Genomic DNA, 21,720 nt, shown 5'->3' on the forward strand with positions numbered 1-21,720 from the left:
TATGTCTTATATTTCTCGCTTAAACGCTAGCCCTCCTTATGAGGACGCAGAAGGCGTTTATGCTCGCTCCATTTATAAAGGTGGTGTATGAATGGGTATTACAGTTGTCAAAGGACAAAAGGTTGACCTAACGAAAGGAAATCCTGGACTTGATTCTCTTATTGTAGAGATTGGATGGCAATCGCCATCTGCTTTAGAGATCGATACTTCTGCTTTTCTGCTTGGCGCACAAGGTAAAGTAAGCAAAGATGAGGATTTGATATTTTATAATAATCCGTCTACGCCTTATATCAGATATAAGGAAATGCCTACATCCAACAGTCTCAAGCAATTTGACGTGGAACTAAATAAAGTTCCTTCTGATGTGATGAAACTCGCGTTTACACTTACCATTTATGATGGTGAGAAGCGAGGTCAAAGTTTTAGGCAGGTAAATCAGGCCTATTTTCGGATTCTGAATCAAGTAACAGGTGCGGAGCTTCTCCGATGTGATCTTGAAAATCATTTCTCCGTGGAAACGGCTGTTGTGGTAGGAGAATTATATAGATATAACGGTGAATGGAAATTCAGCGCCATTGCTGCAGGATTTGCTGGCGGTTTAAAGGAGCTGTGCCTGAACTTTGGGATAGAGGCGAACGATGAACCGACACCGACACCGACACCAGTGCCTAAGCCTGCAGCTCCGAAGCCAGAGCTTAAACGTCAATCAGCGCCGATCGCGGAGCCTAAGATTCAGATTCCGCCACCTCCTGCAGCTGCACCTTCACCTGTAGGACTTCCACCGATCAATCTCAACCTGAAGAAGATCGAACTGAAGAAAAAAGGTGATTCGATCAACCTGAAGAAATCAGCTGGTGGTTTAGGTGAATTGCTGATTAACCTCAACTGGAATCAGAAGCAGGGCGGAGGGCTTTTTAATCGTAAAAACGGTGTGGATTTAGATCTTGCTTGTCTTTATGAGCTGAAGAATGGCAGTAAGGGAGTCGTTCAAGCGCTGGGCAATGCGTTTGGTTCGTTAAATCAGCCTCCATATGTCATGCTTGACGGAGATGATCGGACAGGCTCTGTGACAACTGGTGAGAATCTACGGATTAATGGTAGCAAAATTTCCGAAATTGAACGAATTCTAATTTTTTCTTTTATTTATAAAGGTGTTACCAATTGGTCAGAAGCTGACGGTGTTGTCACGATTACCCAGAGCGGTGGACCCGATATTGTTGTCAATTTGGACGAGCACAACAACCGCAAAGGTATGTGTGCAATCGCGTTATTTCGGAATGTGAATAACGAGACATTCAGTGTTGAACGCCTGGTCCAATATTACAGTGGTCATCGGGAGATTGATGAGGCTTATGGTTGGGGACTGCGCTGGGTTGCTGGCAGTAAATAGACGATTTTTTCGGAGGCGCAAGTGTAATGGATTGGTTCGCTGATTTTTTCAGGAATATTAGTGAGAACTACGGGCATTTTTTCTCATGGAGCGATGTCGTAGGTACGCTCTCTGACCCGGTTAGCTGGGGGATTATAGGGAGCTTAGTGCTATTGGAAGGGCTGCTCTCTGCAGATAATGCGCTCGTGCTTGCTGTTATGGTGAAGCATTTACCTAAAGAACAACAGAAAAAGGCGCTCTTCTACGGAATCATAGGTGCTTATGTATTCAGATTTTTGGCTATCGGTCTCGGGACCTTTCTTATCAAATTCATGTTGGTTAAGGTTCTCGGTGCAGCCTATCTCTTTTATATCGCTTATGGCGGATTGTTTAAGGGCGGCGGCGACGAGAAGATCGAGAATAAGGGGTTCTCTTTTTGGAAGACGGTTCTCCTTGTTGAATTAATGGATATTGCTTTTAGTATTGATAGTGTCATTGCTGCATTTGGTGTTAGTAACCAGGTTTGGGTGCTCTTTATGGGCGGAATCATAGGTGTTCTGATGATGCGGGGAGTAGCGCAATTATTCTTGAAGCTTATTGATAAAATCCCGGAACTTGAGCGTGCTGCTTTTGCGCTTATTGCCATTATTGCCGGTAAAATGCTCGCGGGCGCTTTTGGATACGAAATGCCACATGTATTATTCTTTTCAATCATTATTCTTGTATTCGGTGGTACGATTCTTTACAGCGTACTGCGTAAGAAAAAAGAAGCCCATAGAAATGCTTGATTTCAAAGGTAGTTGAACACTGCTGCTTTCAGGTAATCGTATATGTTTATAGCGTAGGCCTTCACTTATATATGAGAGAACCGGATAAGGTATAGCTGGTTCTGCCACTCTCTATAGGAGAGGCCTACGCTTGTTTTGCTTGGCTTCGCAAAACTATAAGGGGGAACCATCTTGAGATACTTCGATTACCTGACGATTGAACAAGAAACAGCCTTATTTTATAATCGGCCGATTTCATTTAACCATAATACTACGAGCAAGGATTTGTTGGCATATGCTGTTGGTGCTGCTCTTTATATGCCAGCAACTCGTGCTAGTGTTCCAGAAGATATTTTGAAGCTTAAAAGTGCAGGACTTGTAACCGTTATTATTGATCTGGAGGATGCGATCGGAGATAACGAGGTTGACCATGCAGAGGAGTCTCTCATTCAGCATCTTATTTTTCTCGCCGCATATGAGGAGAATGAGCCAAGCGGGAGTGATAGTCTTCCGCTTCTTTTCATCCGAGTTCGTAATCCAGAGCAGCTGCGGCAGCTGATTTTTCGATTAGGATCTTTGGTTACGATGTTAACGGGTTTTGTTTTTCCTAAGTTTTCGGTCGACAATGGAATCCAATATTTTGAGGCGATTGCCGATTACAATAGAACGCGCAGCTATTCAGATCCAGTGCTATACGGCATGCCAATCCTGGAAAGTGCGCCTATTATTTACCGCGAGAGCCGGGTAGACAGTCTTTTATCTATTCGTAATTTGCTAGGGAACTATCGTGAGTATGTGTTGAACGTTAGAATTGGAGCAACAGATTTTTCTAGTTTATTCGGACTGCGTCGAAGTCCTGATATTAGTATCTATGATCTTACCCCTATTCGAGACTGCATATCGGATATTATTAATATCTTTGGTAGAGTGGAAGAGGGATATGTAATTTCCGGACCGGTCTGGGAGTATTTTGCGAATAAAGGACATCGGGTGCTTCGGCCACAGCTAAGACAGACTCCGTTTGAAGACACCTATGGTAAAAACGGCCGCGACATGCGAAACAGTTACATTTCTAGCAGCATGGATGGGCTTATTCGTGAAGTGATTTTAGATAAAGAAAATGGGATCTTGGGCAAGACAATTATACATCCCTCACACCTCAGACCTGTTCAGGCCATGTACACGGTAATGCACGAGGAATATGTTGATGCCTGCAGTATCGTAGAGAGTAACGATGGTAGCCTAGGAGTCTTCAAGAGTCAATATTCTAATAAGATGAACGAGATTAAGCCGCATTTGAACTGGGCAAAACGGATTTTACTACGATCACAAATATACGGGGTGTTACATGAACAACAGCATTTTGTCGGATTATTACCCGAGAACGAATTTACACACGTATAACATAGTCGAGAACCTACAGGTCACGGTTACTGAAACATCTAATCCCTTTCATTTGCCTGCGGATACTTTATTCTCCATGGCAGCCCGGATTAATAAGAAGCGCTCCTTTTTGTTCGTCAGCAAGGTGCTTGGCAAACATATCCCTGTTAATCCATACACTCCTCTACTAAGTGGTGCTGCATTAGCGCTGCTGTTATATCAGGAGATGAACGATGATTCTACAGATAAGGGTAGGATGGATGACTTATTGAATAAAGCTGTGCATGGACTGATTCACCCTGAGTCTGCCAAGGAAGCCTATCAACATTTGCTAGGAGCACGGTTAGTTCTTCCTAAGCCTGTTGTTTTTATTGGCTTTGCTGAGACTGCAACTGCACTCGGTCACAGTGTGTACAACATGTTTGCCGATGCAGCATCATATATTCATACTACGCGTGAACATATCCTCGATTTGGAGTCGATTGTTAGCTTTGAAGAGGAGCATTCACATGCGGTCGACCATTCATGTTACGCCTTGAATGCTGAACTATTATCAGGGACTGAGCCGATTATACTGGTGGATGATGAGATTACAACGGGGAATACAGCAATTAATACGATCTGTGATATTCAGTCCAAATTCCCTCGGGAGGAATACGTAGTCGTTTCTATTTTGGATTGGAGGAGCGGTAATAATCTTCACACCTATAGCGAATTAGAACAGGAACTAGGGATTCGGATTAAGTCCTTATGTTTGCTGCAAGGTAGTATTGTAGTGAAAGGCACGCCTTTGCTTCATGCTAGGAATGACAAAGATTTATGTCCGTCTTCAGAAGAAGCCGAAGTGGTGACTACTTATGTGGTGGACGGTTTAGAACGTCTGCAGGTGACATCTATAGATTCATATGGCGACACTAACGCATCTCCTTATGTGAAATACAGCGGCCGATTCGGTCTGGATTCGCTGAATAATGATGGGATGGATGAAGGCGTCACCCGGATTGCGGCACAGCTTAGAGAACTACGAGAGGTGGATTCTAGGACTCTTGTGATGGGTGTAGGGGAATTTATGTACCTTCCTATGCGGATAGCGGCTGAGATGGGGGAAGGTGTTTCCTATCAGTCTTCCACACGCAGTCCAATACATCCTGAGCATCGGGCAGATTACGGGGTACATAGTGCTTTCGCATACCCTTCAGCTGGTGATCCGGAAATTACAAACTTTATTTATAATGTAGCCCCTGGTCAGTATGATGAAATATTCGTGCTGATTGAGCGTGATGTACCGCATGAACGAATGAAACCGATGCTTGATATACTGAAGGCACTGGCCCGCCATAAAGTGCATCTTATTGTACTGACTCCTGAAGGAAGAAGTGGAGGTCCCCAGGATGAAGGGAACAAGTAAACATAAAGTCATGGATAAACAAATAGCAGAACCGGTTCCGCTAGGGAGCTATCCACCGTCAGATGTTACGTTTTTGCTCAAGGATCTTAGTGATGTATCGCTGGAGCTGGCGACGGAAGTAAGGGAGGAAGCTATTCAATCGGGTGTCCATTATTCTGAGATGCTGCCTGTTGAATATCAGCCTACCGAGCAGTATATTGACTTGTTTCATGAGACGCTGCAGCAATCGGCTAAGAGGGTAGCTTTGGCTGTTGCCATTGTCTCTGAGATGATTGTCGCAAGAAGAGGGCTAGGTTGTGTGCTGGTCTCTTTGGCTAGAGCAGGAACACCCATTGGTATATTGATTAAGCGTTATATCGCAGAGAGATACGAAGTAGATCTACCGCATTATAGTATTTCTATTATTCGGGGCAAAGGGATAGATGAGAATGCGATTCTCTATATTCTGCAGAAGCATGGACTTGATTCTGATTTGCAGTTTGTCGATGGATGGACAGGAAAAGGGGCTATCCGTGGGGTGCTGATTGATTCTTGCAACAGCCTCTATGAGAAGTATGGTATTCGCTTAAATGATGATCTTGCCGTATTGGCTGACCCTGGAAACTGCGCAGGCATGTTTGGGACTAGAGAGGACTATCTCATTCCTAGCGCCTGCTTAAACTCTACTGTTTCAGGATTGATGAGCCGAACGGTGTTACACGCTGATCTCATTGGTCCTGAGGATTTTCACGGCTCAAAGTTTTATAAGGAGTGGCTGAATGCGGACGAGTCCAATGTATTTATTGATACAATCTGTCCGTATTTCTCTTCCGTAGTAGCAGAAGCGAAGAGCGCCTGCGAACAGATGCTGGAGCATCCGCCCGAAATCACTTGGCAGGGTCTTCGTGATATTCAGAGTATTCAGGAAACTTTCGGCATAGATAACATCAATCTGATAAAGCCGGGAGTCGGAGAAACAACACGCGTATTACTGCGCAGAGTACCTTGGAAAATTCTTGTCGATACTATGGATAATCCGAATCTAAAGCATATTCTTCTCTTAGCGAAGGACCGGGGCGTTCCTGTTGAGATCTTTCCTGGAATGACGTACTCCTGTTGCGGAATAATTAAACCGCTGAAAGGGGAGACGGAATGATATATGCCAGTGATCTAGATCGTACTTTGATCTATTCTTTAGGTGCAATTGGTGTTCCTGAGAATACTCCGGGTCTAATTCCGGCGGAAATTATCGAGGGGAAGACGAGATCTTACATTTCGCAGCAAGCATTAAATCAGCTACTCGATCTTACCACACGGGTTATTTTTGTCCCGGTTACTACGCGTACGATACAACAATACAAGCGTATTAATCTGTTTCAAGAAACGGTCATACCTGACTATGCCGTTACAAGCAATGGGGGGAATATTCTAATCGGTGGAGTTGTCGATAAGGAATGGAGAGAATCAATCGGTAGGTTGGTAGCTCGTCACTCTGCTGGGGCTGAAGAGGTTAGATCATATATCAAGGCAGTTGTACGTGAGGATTGGATCATTAGTGAGAATTATTGTGATGATCTATTCTACTCCTTCATGGTTTATCGGGATCAGTTACCTTTAGATGAAATCACTAATCTATCAGATCGGCTCTATAATCTCGGCTGGAGAGTTTCTTTACAAGGCCGCAAGCTGTACGCTGTGCCGGCAGCCGTGAACAAAAGCGACGCTATACTTCATCTGCGGCGCACCGTTCGCTCTGAGCCTATGGTAGCCTCTGGAGATTCCTTGCTAGATAAGAGTCTTCTTGAGAGTGCTGACTATGCTATTGCCCCCTGCCATGGTGAAATATTTGCAGAGCAACAGAGTGGTCTTGTAAAATCAAGGTATCCGTTTACGAAAGAATCAGGTGTATTTGCTGGAGATGAGATTTTGCAGTATGTAAATATGATCTATAATAATCTAACTGCATTGGGAGTGGGGCCACTATGAAAAAGGTAAATATTTATTTCAATCGTTGGTTTTCCGTGGCTTACCATTATATGAATCTCCTTCGCAATAACGAGGACGGCATACCCGTTCAAATTTATGCAACACATCCTGATATCCGCCATATGTCGCTGCAAGGTGCTGATTTTGCTGAAACTGAGCCGGCGCTGAAGGGAATTGAATATGTCCAGTTTTGCGTTGATTTCTGTCGGCGTAATGAGATTGATGTTTTTATTCCTCGGCTGCACATGCTTGATATTGCTTTACATGCGGCAATGTTTGATGCGATTGGTACGAAGGTTCTGGTCTGCAGAGATCTTGACCTGCTGGAGTCCATTATGGACAAAGGTAAATTTTACGAGAATGTTATTGAGCAGGGCATCATGAGTATCCCGGATTATCATGTAGTTAGTACAGCGGAGCAGTTTAAAAATGCTTACGAGGACCTTATTGCCAAGGGACATCGTGTTTGTTTTAAGCCAACTGAAACAGAAGGTGGGTTAGGCTTCCGTATTATCGACAATACCCGCGATCCTCTTCAAGAGCTTTTTGGGTATGTAACTCCATTGATTACGTTTGATGATGCCTATCGTATTCTTGCAAGCAAAGAGACCTTCCCTGATCTGATGGTGATGGAATTACTGGAGGGTTACGAGTATAGTATAGATTGTCTGGCAGATGAGAACGGTAAGCTGTTAGTAGCTGTGCCACGTCGAAAAGTGGGCGGTCGTCTACGATTGATGGAGCATATTCCTGAACTGGAGGAGATTGCAGCTAGAGTTGCAGAAGTTTACAAGATCCCCTTCAATTTCAATATTCAAATGAAATACAATGGAGATACTCCAAAGCTGTTGGAAATTAACCCGCGAATGTCCGGTGGACTGCATATGTCATGTCTGTCAGGGATTAACTTTCCTTATTTAGCCGTCAAAAGTGCCCTCGGTGGCGAGGTTCAGCCTATGAATTTTGAAGGAGATGTACTGGCCAGCCATCTGGAGCAACCGATGATTATGAAAATAAACGGCCAATCCGTCATTTCGGACGCCGTGAATTGAGCGTTCATAAAGTCGCTCACAAGAGGTGAGAACAATTCAGTTTAAATCAAAAGTATTACTTTACGCCGGTATCGGCTATGTTGTCGCTGTATTAACGAGCTCTTTTCTGCCTGAGTTCATCTCTCTGCTGTTGCCTATAGCGGGTGCAGGGATAGGTGCCCTAGTCACGAGAAGTCCAAGAACTAATCTCCCGGCGGAGGTGTTGCCAGCAGGCTCCGTGACGGCACCAATTGCTCCGCCGCCCGCTGCGAGCGCTCCACAATTAAGCAACGCAGCAAATGATACTACATCAGGTATTCACGGCTATGACGGTAAAACGGAGGACGCTGTGAAGATTGGACCGGAGTTCGCTCCGGTTGTGGAGTATCTTAGCATTCTGGAAGATATGATTATCTCAGAAGGGCAGAAGGATACGCTGGACAATGAAATTGTCGAGAAATCATTGGCGCTCTTCGCGAGGCTTCAACGTGTAATTCCACTGCTGCAGGAGCTGAATAACGGCGAGATTAATCATACGGTCCGCAGATTGATTCTGAAGGATTTAAATGGTGTAATCAATCCGTTCTTACGCCTAGGCGGTGAAGCAAAGACGAAGAATCGGAGAATGCTGCTGAACGGTCTAAGAGATGTCGATTCCAAAATATCGGATATTGCGTCCACGATCGAACATAAAGACCTGATGGAACTTCAGACGAAGGCGGAACTGATTCATCAGCGGTACAGCAGTTCCGAACTATAGGAGGGAATCCCATGTCCACGCAGTTGATCCAATTAAAAAAAGAAGATGAACAAAAGGTAGTCGAGGAAGCGGCACAATTAATTGAAAAGGTATCCCAAACGGATACTGTTACACTAGATTCCTTGATGGATGATATCGGTAAGCTTGGAGTTAAGACGCAGGAAAAAGCAGGACAAACCTTGAAGCTGCTGGATCGTCCAGTGAATGACCTGATGTCAGGCAAACGTGTTGAAGTGCCTAACATGATTATGAAACTGCGGAACGAATGTGAGAATCTGCAGCAGAGTAAGAATGTGAGCTTCTTCGGCAAGATGCTGCGTAAGAGTCCGATGAAGAACTATGTGTACAAATATCAGTCGGTCCGCACGAACATTGATGCCATTGTTACAGGACTTCGCGACGGTAGAGATACCCTCGAAGAGAGCATTGTGAATATGCGTCAGCTAAAACGTACCTCTATGGAAGAAATTTATAATCTGCAGACCAAAATTGCCTTCGGCAATAAGCTGAAAGAGCTTTTCGAGGTTGAGATCGCGAAGCCAGAGAATGAGTTCCGTAAAGCGTATCTTGAGCGTGGTCTGCGTAAAGTGATGGTTCGTATTCAGTCGATGACAGAGATGATTCTGCTGTACAATCAAGCGATTGCTGCTACAGATATCATCAACGACAATAATGATAAGTTGATTGATTCTGTGAATAACGCCATTGATAAGACCTCTAATTTAATTACAGTATCGGCAATGATTGCGATGTCGTTAGCGGATCAGGAGAACGTCATCAACGCTGTTGAAGCGACGAATAAGACGATTGAAGATCAATTTAAAGAAAATGCACGTCTACTGCGTACCACTACGGAGAAAACAACCGAGTTGCTATCTAAGCCTTCTATGTCCATGGAAGCTGTGAACCAAGCGATCGGCGATTTGCTTAGCGCTTTAGATACTTCAGAACAGTCTAACCGTCGTATTATTGAAAGCTGCCAGGATTATACGTCTAAAATGACGGCAATCAATACTCAACTAGGCAATCGTTTAGGATTGAATGAGGCGGACAAGCCGCAGGCGCTGAAGCAAGGAGAGGCTGAGAGCCAACTTAGCAACTTCTTGAACTAATTGTTTCTGAAATTCGCATGAATACACAGCATAGGATGTAAAGCCTGTTGAATTTTTCAACAGGTTTTTTCTTTGTTCATTTTTCAACATTAGTTATAATATATTCCAATTTACTAAAATTTTTTCATGAGATATTATGGTAAAGATCTGATAGATTTATTGATGCTCAGGTGCACCTAAGATAAATGGATCGGCTTTATCATGCGCTGTTTCAAGAGAAACGGGCATACCTATTGGGAGGGGTAAATGGATGGGCAGAAAGTTTAGGGGAATATTAGCTGGTGCACTGGGCGTAAGTATGCTTTTTAGTTCTATAGGAGTAGTAACAGCACAAAGTAGCAAGGATTACGAAGGCCATTGGGCTCAAAAAGCTATTGAAAGCTGGTTAGACAGCGGCAAGTTGAAGGGTTTTGAGGATGGCTCTGTAAAGCCAAATCAAACCATAACAAGAGCTGAGTTTATGACATTGGTCAACCGTGCGTTTAATTATACGAAGCTAGCTAAGATTAGTTACGATGATGTGCCTTCTACTAACTGGGCATATAATGAGATAGCGAGAGCAGTTGAAGCTGGATATATCCAAGGATTTAATAACGAGATGCGTCCGAATGCTCCAATTAACCGCCAGGAAGCAGCAGTCATTATTAGCAGACTGTTGAAACTGGAAGGGGGGAGTGTTGATGAACTGAAGGTGTTTAGCGATGCTGGACAAATTGCTGCATGGAGCAAAGAAAGCGTTGCTTCAGCAGTTAAAGCCGGTGTTCTGAAAGGATACCCTAATGGGACTTTTGCGCCTGGACAGGCATTAACCCGTGCAGAGTCCTTGACACTGATTGATTCCGCTGAGGCTCTTACACATATAGTGTTGCCGACAGCTTCTCCAGTTACAACTTCTTTGCCTAGTGTTGCGCCAACGGCAACGGCAACTGCAGCATCCGCTGGAGGAGGAGGAGGAGGAGGTGGTGGTGGTGGTCAATCTGAGGCAACTTCTACTCCAACCGCTACACCGACACCCACTGCATCACCAACGCCAATCCCGGAACCAACAATGCCTATAAAAGAATTGCCAGCCTTAGATATTCATATTACCTCTACTTCAAATGAGTCCGTCACAAATTCCGTTTATCTGAAAGTTGACTTTAGTAAAGTTTTTGGCACAATAGTGAATCAAAATGATCAGATCACTTACTATATTACATCCGAGCCGATTAATGACAGGGATCTCCGCTGGGGCCTTACTAATCTTAACTCATATATAACTATGTCCGGTTATACAGCTCGACTTATGCCCGAAATCACGGTGTCTTCTAGTTATATAGATGGAGGTGGAGATGGAGAAAAGTATGTATCGGTTGTTGTTAGAAACCATAAAGAAGAAATTACAGGATACTACACCCAAAAGATGAACTTGAAGTTCTCGCAAACGGAGCAAGCCAGTGACATGGTGAAGTTGGAAAGTGGAGTAACCATTACACAAGAAAAATTTATCTATGACGGTTGGATAAATCCAGGGGAATACTATTCTGATATTATTGATGTTACAAATGCTTTTGCACAGTTAAATGGTAATGCGGTTTCTTATACGATTTATCCTAAGTATTACAAGGATTTGGATCAGAACCCTCAACTTAATGATAGTATTTCTGCCTCGCGTACTTTATACAAAAGCAATCGAATTAGAGTGGTCGAAACTACTTATTCTTCCGGCGGGGCAACATCACCAGGGTATATTCCTATTGTTTACGAATCCTATTATAACTATAAAACCTACAATGAAGCAGAATATATGATTGTGTTCTATGACACCAATTTGAAGGCTATCGCTTATTACGAAGGAAAAGTTCAATTAAGTGACGAATTGGCAGTTGAAGCCGCCGAGAAGAGGATTGATGATATTCCGATCAGTCTAGGGTTGAAGGAAGAGGATACTATAAATAGGGCCACTAGAGCCTATGAGGCACTTAATGAATCACTCCGTGGGAGGATTAGTGAACAGCGTAAAGTGAAACTTATGAATGCTCAAGAAACTCTTGAAAAACTTAAGAAATCAGGGCCGTTACAGAACCTCTCGCTTGTCTCTTCCTATATTGGTATTAGAGAATTTCACCTCAACGGTACGTTAGTTAATGCTTATACTATAGACTTCCCGGATACTTTAAGAAGAGAGATTGGAAGCTTTTCTTACTATATTACTAAAAATCCGATCACTGGGAACGATTTAGAGGCTCCTAGTATTTACGGTAAATATGCTTTTTCGGAGATTAATAAAATACTACTGCCTATTCGGGATAAGATAGGTGATTATAACGTAACGATAGTTTATTACGATAAGGCAGATAAGCCACTGCGCTATACGACAAAGCAGATGAACTTTTCAGCCCTTTCTCCAGCATGGGACAATTCTGCGGTTCAAGTGTTGGATGGAGTGACTATGGAACGTCATTATGGCAACGGCGGACGTGTAGACTTTATTGATGTCCAAAACTACGTACGCGCACACCGGGAGGCTGTATATTTCACAGTCACATCAAGATCGATGCTGGAAAAAGAACAAGCTTTTACGGTCGAAAATGTGGTGAAGAATTTGAATCAGGTCTATCAAGGAATGGCCGTTTTCAATTCTTCTGATCCGGCTTTAAATGGACAGACAGAAGAATATATCGTTATTTTTTATGATAAAGATTATAAGGCAATAAGCTATTACACAGGGGTCCTGAAAGACTAATAAGGGAACAAGAACTCACAGCAATCATAAAGCCCTATCCTCATACATAAGTTGTCACAAGATTACATGTGTAGAAAGTGGGGATAGGCATATGATCTTAGGGTGTTTGATACTCGTGCTTATCATCGTGGCCAGCAGCGAAAAAGCAGAAGCAATAGCCAAATTGAATGACGACAGTTAGCGGGAATTAACATCAATTCCTCTAAGAAATTCGGGGATTTTCAACCACAACTTGGTTCAAGTAATTTCCAGCGGGTTATTGGGTATAATAACTCAAGGCTGTACGATTAGCCCTTAACTAGCTGGAAATACCAAAATCCCTAAGGAGGTCACATGGAGAACGAGGCGCTGCTTCAGGTTGAACAATTGGCACTCAAGAAACAGAAAATCTTTCGGCAAAGTATCATGCGTTATATTGCCAGAGCCATGCTGGCCAGTATGTTTATCGGGTTTGGTGTAATTGTAGCCTTCAAGACAGGCAACTATTTCTATATGGAGCATTCCCCATTTGCGTATCCGATGGCTGCAATTACCTTTGGAGCAGCGATTATCCTTATCTCATACGGTGGGGGCGACTTATTTACCGGAGATACCTTTTATTACACGTATACAGCTTTGAGACGTAAAATGAAATGGTCCGAGGTTGTACGCATGTGGGTTATGAGTTATATCGGTAATATCCTCGGTGCTGCTGTATTTGCATTATTAATTTTTTTAACAGGACTGTTTTACAGTTCTGATGTAAATGGGTTTTTGCTATATGTGGTTGAGCATAAAATGGGGGCTCCGGCAGGTCAGCTTTTTTTCCGTGCTATCCTCTGTAACTGGCTCGTGTGTATGGCTTTTTTCATACCGATGAATATTAAAGGCGATGGGGCTAGGATGTTCGCAATGGTCTTATTCGTATTCTGTTTTTTCATCTCCGGTTATGAGCATAGTATTGCTAATATGTGTACCTTTGCGATTGCATTGGTCCTTGACCATCCCGGAACGGTTTCGTGGGGCGGTGTGGTACATAATCTTGTGCCTGTTACAATCGGCAATCTAATTGGTGGTGGAGTTCTGATGGGGGTTATGTATTATTATGTGAACAAACCTTTTCTGGACGATACAAAGCACTAAGAAGCTCGGTTAACGCGTAACTTCGCTCTCTAAAAGGGCGGAGTTTTTTTGTGCTGCAAGAAATTTATTCGCCATTGGGATATTTTGATTTTTTAGGGTTCAAAAGGATTAGAGGGAAAGAAGTAGAATACATATTAGTATTACAAAATTGAAGATTCATACAGAATGGGGTAAGGCTTTGGAAAAGACAACGGGGATACTGACGGATGAGACTATTATTAAGGCTTCCAATCAGCATTGCATTGATCAAGGAATAGACCCTGAGCAGCCTCCTATTTTTCCAAAATGTTATGCTGCAGATGAATTGGGGTCACAACTCCATGTATATAGTGAAGTGATTGAAGTTATCGATTTTTTTGTGAATAAGTTTCTTTCTTCAGTAAAAGGTAATCCGATCCTTGTTACGATATCGGATGATGCAGGTTATCTATTGGCGTTCAAAGGGGATCCGACGATTATTGATCTGGTAGGGCAGGTTGGTATCAAAGAAGGTGTGCAGCTAAACAAAGAAGTGGGTACGAATTCGATTGCTTTGTGTCTCGAATATCAGCGGCCTTTTCAGTTGAAGGGGCATGACCATTATCATCAAATTCTTCATCGTTTAGTATGCTGTACGGCTCCTTTTTATAAAGAGGATGGGCGTGAAATTTTGGGGACGATATCATTTATGGCGGATATAGATGTGGCTCATCCCCACCTATTGCCTTTGCTCTGTACTATGGCTGACTCCATTGAACGCGAAATTTTGCTGCGTAGAGGGAATGCTGAGCTTCAGCTTTTAAACCGAATCCTATTGGATACTAATTACTTGGGCGTTATTATAACGGATGAACTCGGAACGATCGTCAATGTAAATGAGAACTGCTTAACTATGCTTCATTTGGATGGTGAACATCAAGAATCTATTATCGGTGCCAGTGTTTTTGAAATTCGGAATGTGGGCTCTTATTTTCAGCATGTCATTCTTCAGCAAGAGGCATGTGCTGGGTTGGAAGTGATTCAGGAAAGTAACGGTTTGTTTGAGCATTATATGCTGGATGTGCTTCCGGTTTACGACTCGAATGCATGCTTGGCTCGTGTAATTGGGAGTCTTCGTAATATCACAGAGATGAAAAAAACGGAAGAAGTGCTGCGCAATACAGAGAAGCTAGTGGTCGCTGGACAACTGGCCATGAGTATTGCGCATGAGATTCGAAATCCGCTGACCACAGTTAAAGGAATGCTTCAACTGGCCAATAAAGATTCGCAACTACTCCATTATGATCTTATTATGTCAGAAGTGGAAAGAATGAACCTCATTGTGAGTGAGTTCCTTATACTGGGTAGACCGCAGGCTGCGCATTATAGGATAGAACAATGTAGTGCGATTCTGGAGGAAGTGCTTAGCATCTTTGCAATTCAAGTGGAGATGAATAATATATCGTTAAACACGCAATTCCATAATGATGCCACAATCGTGTGTGACCGCAATCAGATCAAGCAAATCTTCCTAAATATCCTAAGAAACTCAATGGAAGCCTTGCCTTTTGGTGGAAGCATTACAGTAGCCCTAGATGTGGAGAATGGATACCAGACGATTACCTTCACAGACAACGGAGAGGGTATGAACCAGGAAGTGTTGGATAAATTAGGTCAACCTTTCCACACGACCAGAGGGGATGGTAATGGACTTGGAATCATGATTGTTAAAAAAATAGTTTCTGCACATAGAGGCCGCGTGGTCATAGCTAGTGAAGAGGGTGTAGGTACAACTGTTACGATTTATCTGCCGATAAAATAAAGGGCTTATCTTGGCTATAACTCCGTCGTACAAGCCTTAATTCATAATAAAAGACTCTTCCAAGCAGGCTGGAAGAGTCTTTTATTATGGAGATGGACTACCACTTGGATCCGCCTGATGAATTTCGACCGGACTTTCCTCCGCCGCCACCCCAAGAAGAGCCGCCGGAGGATTTGCCACCACCGCCGCCTCCGCCCCAGGAAGAACCACCGGAGGAACGTCCTCCACCAAATCCGCCCGAGGAAGGGGGACCAGAGGACATCCGCTTGCGGGCCTGTGCACGACGTTGCTGTTCTCTCATCATAGCTAATTGGGCTAGCCGTTCTTCCTCTTCCTTCTGGCGAACGAGTCGGTTCGCTTCATTTACAAAGGAAGTGATCTGCGAATCATAAGAACGGCTTAGGGACTCCAGTTCCTCAAGATTGTAAGGCCGGGACGTCAGGCGATGCTCCAGTGCACTGAATTCTGGCAATAAGGATAGCTCGAAGCGAATTCTAGAGGATAACCCTCTGCTATGCAGCATTCGCTGGGTGGTTTCCACCCGGCTTTGCCCTTCAGAGAACAGGCGAGTGACCTTATCCAGTCTTTCATGGAGTGCATTTAGACTCTCCGAGACACCATCGAACTGTCTTGCAGCCTCATCCAGTAAGGATAGCAACTGCTCAAGCGCATTGTGGGCCTTGTCATATTCCCCGCGTTCATCGCTGGTCCAATTCTCAATCTGCGCCACTTCACTTGCACCCTCCCGAAGGCGAGTGCTCCACTCTGTTAGAATGTTCTCCACAGTTGCTACATGTTGTTCTTCAAAATATATTCGTGCTTCTGTAATCCGGCTCTGCAGTCCGTCTCGCCGCTGCTTTAATTGGCTCCATTCGGTGCGGAATGTCTCTAAATCTCTGTGGTTATTCTGCCGAAGAAGTGCTTGTTGTTCTGTCATAGCAACAGCCTCATCCAGGAGAAGATCAAGATTGGCGCCAATCCTGCGCACCTCATCCATATCTCCTGCGCGTAGCGGTGCTTCAAGAGTCAGCGACTCTACCCGGGCCTGCTCCAGACGGTCATAAGGTTTTATCTTCATGTTATGGAGTGAATTCTGTTCGATGATGCTTGTGATTTTCGCACGGGATGCAGCTAATACCGTAGGGAAATGGTTTAGCTTATCATCATAGAGATCGACATCCTTCAGGTCTTGTTCAATTTTTTCTTGGCGCTCTTGCGCATCCTCGGTAATTTCTTGTGCAGCAATAGGGTCAAAGAGCTCTAAATGATCTGCTTTTGAGGTCTCCTCGGCAAGCTCCTTAAGCTCTTCAACAATTTCTTGAAGTGCATAACCAGTTTCTTTAACCGCATCTTGCAGCTGCTCTTCAAGCTCTGGCGTATCCTCTTTAAGCTCTGTGATGCGTTGTTTAACATTGCGATCTGCTTCACTGATAACTGCAATGTTCTTCTCTTCCTCCTCAAGCGCTGTGCGGAAGGATGCCTCTGTCTGCTGCAATTGTTCCACGGCAGATTTAAGGGCATTCAGACGATAGAAGGGTGGCTGTGTACCTTGCCCATCACTTTGCAGGGAAGAGATTTCAACGAGCTTTGCAGACAGTCGTTTTGAAATGCCTTCTACCAGCACCTCGGTTTTGCCCTGAACGATCCCCTGAAATGGCTTTAATGATTCCAATGCTCGATTCGCTTGTACAAGCAAACTGGATAGCTGTTCCTGTTGCTTGCTTAGCTGTTTACGTCGACGCAGACCTGTGATCACTATAAAGAGCACAAGTAGGATTAGTACGGTTCCGATTACAATGGCAGCAATCTTGAACATGGAGCTACTGGAGCGGCTTTCGGAACTGACTGAGGTTCCTGGATTGCTGGAGGTGCCGTTCTCTAAACCGCCGTCCGTACTGCCAATTGCACTGCCACTTCCTGCGTTTCCTCCAGCATTTCCGGTGCTATCCCCGATGGAATGGACCGCTTTAATTAAGGCCTTTGTCCCTCCGGCGAAGTCTCCTTCTCTGGCATAAGGTATGAAATAAGTATCAAGTAACGCTGTAATGGCAGCATTTCCTGAGCTCCCTCCCTGATTCTGGGACCAGGCATTTAACGAGTTTTGGAAGCCTGGGTTGTTAAAATTCAGTTCAATGGACTGATCGCCAGCGGAGATTAGCAAGAGAATATCGCGTGTGGACAGTCCCCATGAGGCATAAGTTTCATCAGCATACTTATCGGCTGAAGTTCCGTTTAAGGAATCTACGGTGAGTACATGCATAGTAACGAGATCCCCAGTGGCGGCAGCAGAAATGGATTTCGCTTCTGCGGAGCTAAACATTCCAGCGCTATCAGTAACTAATCCCTGCTGAGTAGGAATTACGGCGGCGTATGCACCGGGTACCCATAACACGCTGATTAATAAGAATAAAGCTATATACTTTTTCAAGCTGACACGCTCCAATCTGAAGGACTTTGTATTCAATATATTATGCTAATAATTATACTATATCATTAACCATCAGGGACCCGGGGATCTTCCTATTCTTACATGTCCGCGAGTTATACCAGCAAAAATAGCCGCATTCCCTAAAAGGAATGCGGCGAATATTCAGAAGGGCTATCTTGTCGGCAGACAGAGGATGTATTGCAATCTGGATTTAATTTCTTTTTGCCATTTTAAATCTCCAACTTTAACGGCAAGATTGAGCAGATCCAGATAATCGTCAACCTGTAGTGTTGTTCGGGTAGAGGTAACGTTCATGGGTGATCAGTCTCCTTTTTAACTTGAATATAGTAAAGTGAAATCAATAGCTTCTTTAATAATGATAATCATTATCAACTTATTTCGTTATTGCTATTATCCACATTTTCCATCTAAAAAGCAATATAAAAATGTAGCATCCGTAATTTTATATAATTTACAAAGGGAAGGGTCATCGATAGGATTTGCGTATATTGTGTGACATGGACGTGAATAGCAGGGATATTGCCATATTTTGTCGAATATTATTTAGGTTATTACTGTAAAATCAGTAAAAAGGGGGATGAGCGATGAAGCAGGGTAAACTGTTGCTTCTGATTAGCATTCTATTTATGCTCTTACCTCCTACTGCCATTCACGCCGAAAGAAAGGAGATAGAATATCAAGTAGAGTTGGGATATCCACCTTATAAATATGAGAAAGATGGGTACATGACCGGTTTTGATATTGAATTGAGTAGTTTGATCTTTGAGAAGCAGGATTACGACGTCCACTATAGTACAGGGAAGTTGGAGAATGTGTATAGTCGGCTGGTTCAGGGAGATATCGAGACTGCGGGTCTAATGGTAATTACAGAAAAACGAAAGCAAGAGGTGCTATTTTCAGACACTGTTTTCAAAAGCTATATTTCCATCTACGCAAGGCGAGGGCTTGAGGGTGAGATTAATTTAAAAACACTAGAACGATATAAGATAGGTCTAGGAAACGGGCAGTATTCGGAGACGGTACTAAACGGGAAATTAGGGATTAATGATTACGTAGAATATGCAACGGTTCCTGAGGCTTTAAAGGCTCTTGAAAAAGGAGAGATCGACCTTCTATTTGAGAATCAAGGGGTTGTCGATTATCTGCTCGATGAACAGGGGGAGACGAAGGATATTATAAAGGAATTGAGCGATCTCTACCCCAGGGATGTAGCATTTGCAGTCAGTAAATCCACACCGGAGTTGGTTTCTTATATTAACGAGAGATTGAACGAATTGCAACATTCGGGTGCTTATGAAGAATTGTACCAGAACTATTTCTACGTTCATTCTGATTATTATAAAGGTATGATCCACAAGAGAATAGCTAACGGAATAATCGTTCTATTCTGTCTGCTTATTCTTAGTTTAATCCTGCTTAAATTGTATATAAATCGTTTACGGCGTGCTGTTTATTCGGAGCATCAATTTTTTGAGGATGTTATAGAGCATAGCGGCATGGTGGTCTGGGCGATACAGGCAGATAAAATAGTAGTCCGGTTTAACAAGTTCGCTGAGCGGATGACAGGTTTAAGAGAGAAAGAGGTACTGGGCGTAAATCTTGATGATATTGATGGTCTGAAGGGTAGTGCTGCTATTTTCCGGGAGCTGCTGGAACGGGCAATACGGCTCGAATATGTTAGCAACATAGAAATTAAACTTCCAGATCAATCACCTGAAGCGCGCTATTTCTCATTCCGGACAACTTTATTAAAAGGGCTAGATAAGCAGGCGGGCGATATCTTTGTACTTGTTGGTGTGGATATCGATGAACGTAAACAGAATGAGCTAAATCTGCAGCTGAGTTATGAGGAACTAGAAGCTACTTATGAAGAGTTGTCAGCGACAGAGGTCGATCTGCAGGAACAGTTTAATAAGCTCCAAATCAGTGAACGACGTTTCCGGCTTACCTCAGAAGGTTCTGGTGCATATATGTGGGAGTTTGATTTGGAGGCGAGACGTTTTAATTTATCAGATCGATGGTATGAATTCATTGGCTACACGAAGGATGAAATCAACTCGTTTGAAGATGGAGCGTTAAGTATTGTTCATCCCGATGACCTTGCTTCAACCCTTAAGATTAAACGAGATCACTTGAAAGGTATTACATCTATTTTCGAAACGGAATTTCGGATGCTTACCAAAGATAATCAAATTGTATGGTTTGAAGTCAGAGGCAAGGCTACCCTTAATCCAAGGGATAAAGTTCTGTTATTCATGGGCTCCTTGATTGATATCAGCGAGCGGAAGCAGGCTGAGCTTAAACTAAGCAACAGCTACCAAGAACTTGAGGCGACCTATGAGCAGCTTGCGACCACTCAACAGGAGCTTCAAGTGCAATATAATATGCTTCTAGACAATCAGAAATATATACATCGTCTGGCTTATGTGGATGAGCTTAGCAATTTGCCTAACCGTTTATGTCTTCTGGAGTCGATGGAGAAATACCTACAGCGTCCGGGCGGAAAATTTGCACTATTATTTCTAGATTCAGATAATTTTAAATACATCAACGACACATTGGGTCATAAATCCGGGGATGTACTCATTCAGAAGGCTAGTAAGAGATTGCAGTCATTGATGCAAGAAGGAGATATGCTCTCACGGCTAGGTGGTGATGAATTTGTAATTTTTATTAAGGATACAGAAGACCGTGAGGATGTATTGAACCTAGCAGAGCGTATTATGAGATCGTTCAGACAGTCCTTTGTGATAGGAGAGAGTAATCTATATGTTTCGCTAAGCGTTGGAATTTCTTTTTATCCAGAGGATGGGGAGACGGCCGAACAAATTCTGAGCAATGCAGATGTGGCGATGTATCGTGCCAAAGAGGATGGTAAGGGAACTTATGTAGTCTATGACAAATCGATGCATACAGCGTTTAATGAACGAATGAATATAGAGAAGCATTTGCGCAGTGCTATGTACAATAATGAGTTTGAAGTGTACTATCAGCCACAGCTGGATATTCAGTCCGGATTCATTTCAGGCTTTGAAGCCCTAATTCGTTGGAATAGTCCAACGCTTGGCTCTGTATCTCCGCTTTCATTTATAAAAATTGCTGAGGATTCCAGACTGATCATCGATATTGGTGAATGGGTGCTTCGAGAATCTTGCGTCTTTATGAAAGGCATTCAAGATCGTACAGGTGTTCCTTATAAAATATCGGTTAACATTTCGATTATTCAGCTATTCCAGAACGATTTTATCGAGAGGGTACAGGATAGTCTGGCTGTAAGTGGTTTAAAGCCAAGCTGTCTTGAGTTGGAAATTACGGAGTCTATTTTCATGAAATCATTTAATGAGAGTATCTTGGGTAATCTGCGGTTCCTAAAATCTAAGGGCATCAGTATCGCCTTGGATGATTTCGGAACGGGGTATTCGTCCCTTAGTTATTTGCAGCAATTGCCGATTTCAACACTCAAGATGGATAAAACCTTTATTGATTCGCTCTCAGAAGAAGAAGCTAACAGCAAGTCTTTTGTGCAGTTGATTATACAGCTGGGGCATAATATGGGACTAGAGGTTGTAGCGGAGGGGGTAGAAGAGGTTAGTCAGATGGATTTCCTCAAGTTGATAGGCTGCGACAAAGTTCAAGGCTACCTGATTAGCAGACCTGTACCAAAGCAGGCAGTAGTAGAGCTTTTGGAAACACAGAGGCACTATGGAATATAGCTGTTAGATTCACACTTATAGAGGAACACAAACAAGCCCATGAAAATATCCGTGGGCTTATTTGTTCAAATCTATATATTTCTCGCATAAACGCTTACCGTCCATTAGGGACGTCGAAGGCGTTTTTGCTTGTGTT

15 protein-coding genes are annotated in these 21,720 nt (G+C 43.3%); 13 read left to right on the forward strand and 2 right to left on the reverse strand.

The annotated features are described in order from the left end of the window. Positions 1-91 precede the first annotated feature (91 nt). The 12 genes from NST74_RS01700 to NST74_RS01755 all read left to right on the forward strand — a co-directional run bounded on the left by NST74_RS01700 (position 92) and on the right by NST74_RS01755 (position 15,422). The gene (locus NST74_RS01700; RefSeq protein WP_341110150.1) at positions 92-1,390 is read left to right on the forward strand and encodes a TerD family protein; all 1,299 of its coding nucleotides are present in this window, start codon (positions 92-94) and stop codon (positions 1,388-1,390) included. 26 nt (positions 1,391-1,416) lie between these two features. Further along, complete coding sequence (locus NST74_RS01705) at positions 1,417-2,157, forward strand: TerC family protein (RefSeq protein ID WP_042123539.1); 741 nt, start codon at positions 1,417-1,419, stop codon at positions 2,155-2,157. 171 nt (positions 2,158-2,328) lie between these two features. Then, the gene (locus NST74_RS01710) at positions 2,329-3,540 is read left to right on the forward strand and encodes an HpcH/HpaI aldolase/citrate lyase family protein (RefSeq protein WP_249923444.1); all 1,212 of its coding nucleotides are present in this window, start codon (positions 2,329-2,331) and stop codon (positions 3,538-3,540) included. Then, positions 3,485-4,927, forward strand: a complete 1,443-nt coding sequence (locus NST74_RS01715; RefSeq protein WP_445668119.1) for a phosphoribosyltransferase family protein — start codon at positions 3,485-3,487, stop codon at positions 4,925-4,927. Before NST74_RS01710 ends, NST74_RS01715 begins: the two co-directional genes overlap by 56 nt. Beyond that, on the forward strand, positions 4,911-6,062 hold the full coding sequence (locus NST74_RS01720; RefSeq protein WP_042123541.1) for a cysteine protease StiP family protein: 1,152 nt from the start codon (positions 4,911-4,913) through the stop codon (positions 6,060-6,062). Before NST74_RS01715 ends, NST74_RS01720 begins: the two co-directional genes overlap by 17 nt. Beyond that, positions 6,059-6,892: an HAD family hydrolase gene (locus NST74_RS01725; RefSeq protein WP_341110151.1), complete on the forward strand. Its 834-nt coding sequence runs from the start codon at positions 6,059-6,061 to the stop codon at positions 6,890-6,892. The genes NST74_RS01720 and NST74_RS01725 overlap by 4 nt, the downstream gene beginning before the upstream one ends. Further along, positions 6,889-7,944, forward strand: coding sequence for an ATP-grasp domain-containing protein (locus tag NST74_RS01730; RefSeq protein ID WP_341110154.1), 1,056 nt, complete (start codon positions 6,889-6,891; stop codon positions 7,942-7,944). Before NST74_RS01725 ends, NST74_RS01730 begins: the two co-directional genes overlap by 4 nt. A gap of 34 nt (positions 7,945-7,978) precedes the next feature. Next, positions 7,979-8,683 carry a hypothetical protein gene (locus NST74_RS01735; protein ID WP_341115803.1) on the forward strand — a complete coding sequence of 235 codons (705 nt, stop codon included), beginning with the start codon at positions 7,979-7,981 and terminating at the stop codon, positions 8,681-8,683. Positions 8,684-8,694: 11 nt separating this feature from the next. Next, on the forward strand, positions 8,695-9,795 hold the full coding sequence (locus NST74_RS01740; protein WP_341110155.1) for a toxic anion resistance protein: 1,101 nt from the start codon (positions 8,695-8,697) through the stop codon (positions 9,793-9,795). A 250-nt stretch (positions 9,796-10,045) separates the two neighbouring features. Continuing rightward, positions 10,046-12,520 (forward strand): S-layer homology domain-containing protein, encoded by a 2,475-nt coding sequence (locus NST74_RS01745; protein WP_341110157.1) that lies wholly within the window; start codon positions 10,046-10,048, stop codon positions 12,518-12,520. 333 nt (positions 12,521-12,853) lie between these two features. Next, on the forward strand, positions 12,854-13,642 hold the full coding sequence (locus NST74_RS01750; protein ID WP_341110158.1) for a formate/nitrite transporter family protein: 789 nt from the start codon (positions 12,854-12,856) through the stop codon (positions 13,640-13,642). 148 nt (positions 13,643-13,790) lie between these two features. Continuing rightward, positions 13,791-15,422: an ATP-binding protein gene (locus NST74_RS01755; RefSeq protein WP_341110159.1), complete on the forward strand. Its 1,632-nt coding sequence runs from the start codon at positions 13,791-13,793 to the stop codon at positions 15,420-15,422. Between the two features lie 97 nt (positions 15,423-15,519). Here the strand turns inward: NST74_RS01755 and NST74_RS01760 are convergent, their stop codons facing one another. Continuing rightward, positions 15,520-17,850, reverse strand: coding sequence for a septation ring formation regulator EzrA (locus NST74_RS01760; RefSeq protein ID WP_341110161.1), 2,331 nt, complete (start codon positions 17,848-17,850; stop codon positions 15,520-15,522). 171 nt (positions 17,851-18,021) lie between these two features. After that, the gene (locus tag NST74_RS01765; RefSeq protein ID WP_167348483.1) at positions 18,022-18,165 is read right to left on the reverse strand and encodes a hypothetical protein; all 144 of its coding nucleotides are present in this window, start codon (positions 18,163-18,165) and stop codon (positions 18,022-18,024) included. 290 nt (positions 18,166-18,455) lie between these two features. Here NST74_RS01765 and NST74_RS01770 point away from each other — a divergent pair, with 290 nt between their 5' ends. Continuing rightward, the gene (locus tag NST74_RS01770) at positions 18,456-21,584 is read left to right on the forward strand and encodes an EAL domain-containing protein (protein WP_341110162.1); all 3,129 of its coding nucleotides are present in this window, start codon (positions 18,456-18,458) and stop codon (positions 21,582-21,584) included. Positions 21,585-21,720: the final 136 nt, after the last annotated feature.

Origin of the sequence: Paenibacillus sp. FSL F4-0125 (assembly GCF_038008565.1) — a bacterium.
Classification (GTDB): Bacteria; Bacillota; Bacilli; order Paenibacillales; family Paenibacillaceae; genus Paenibacillus_AQ.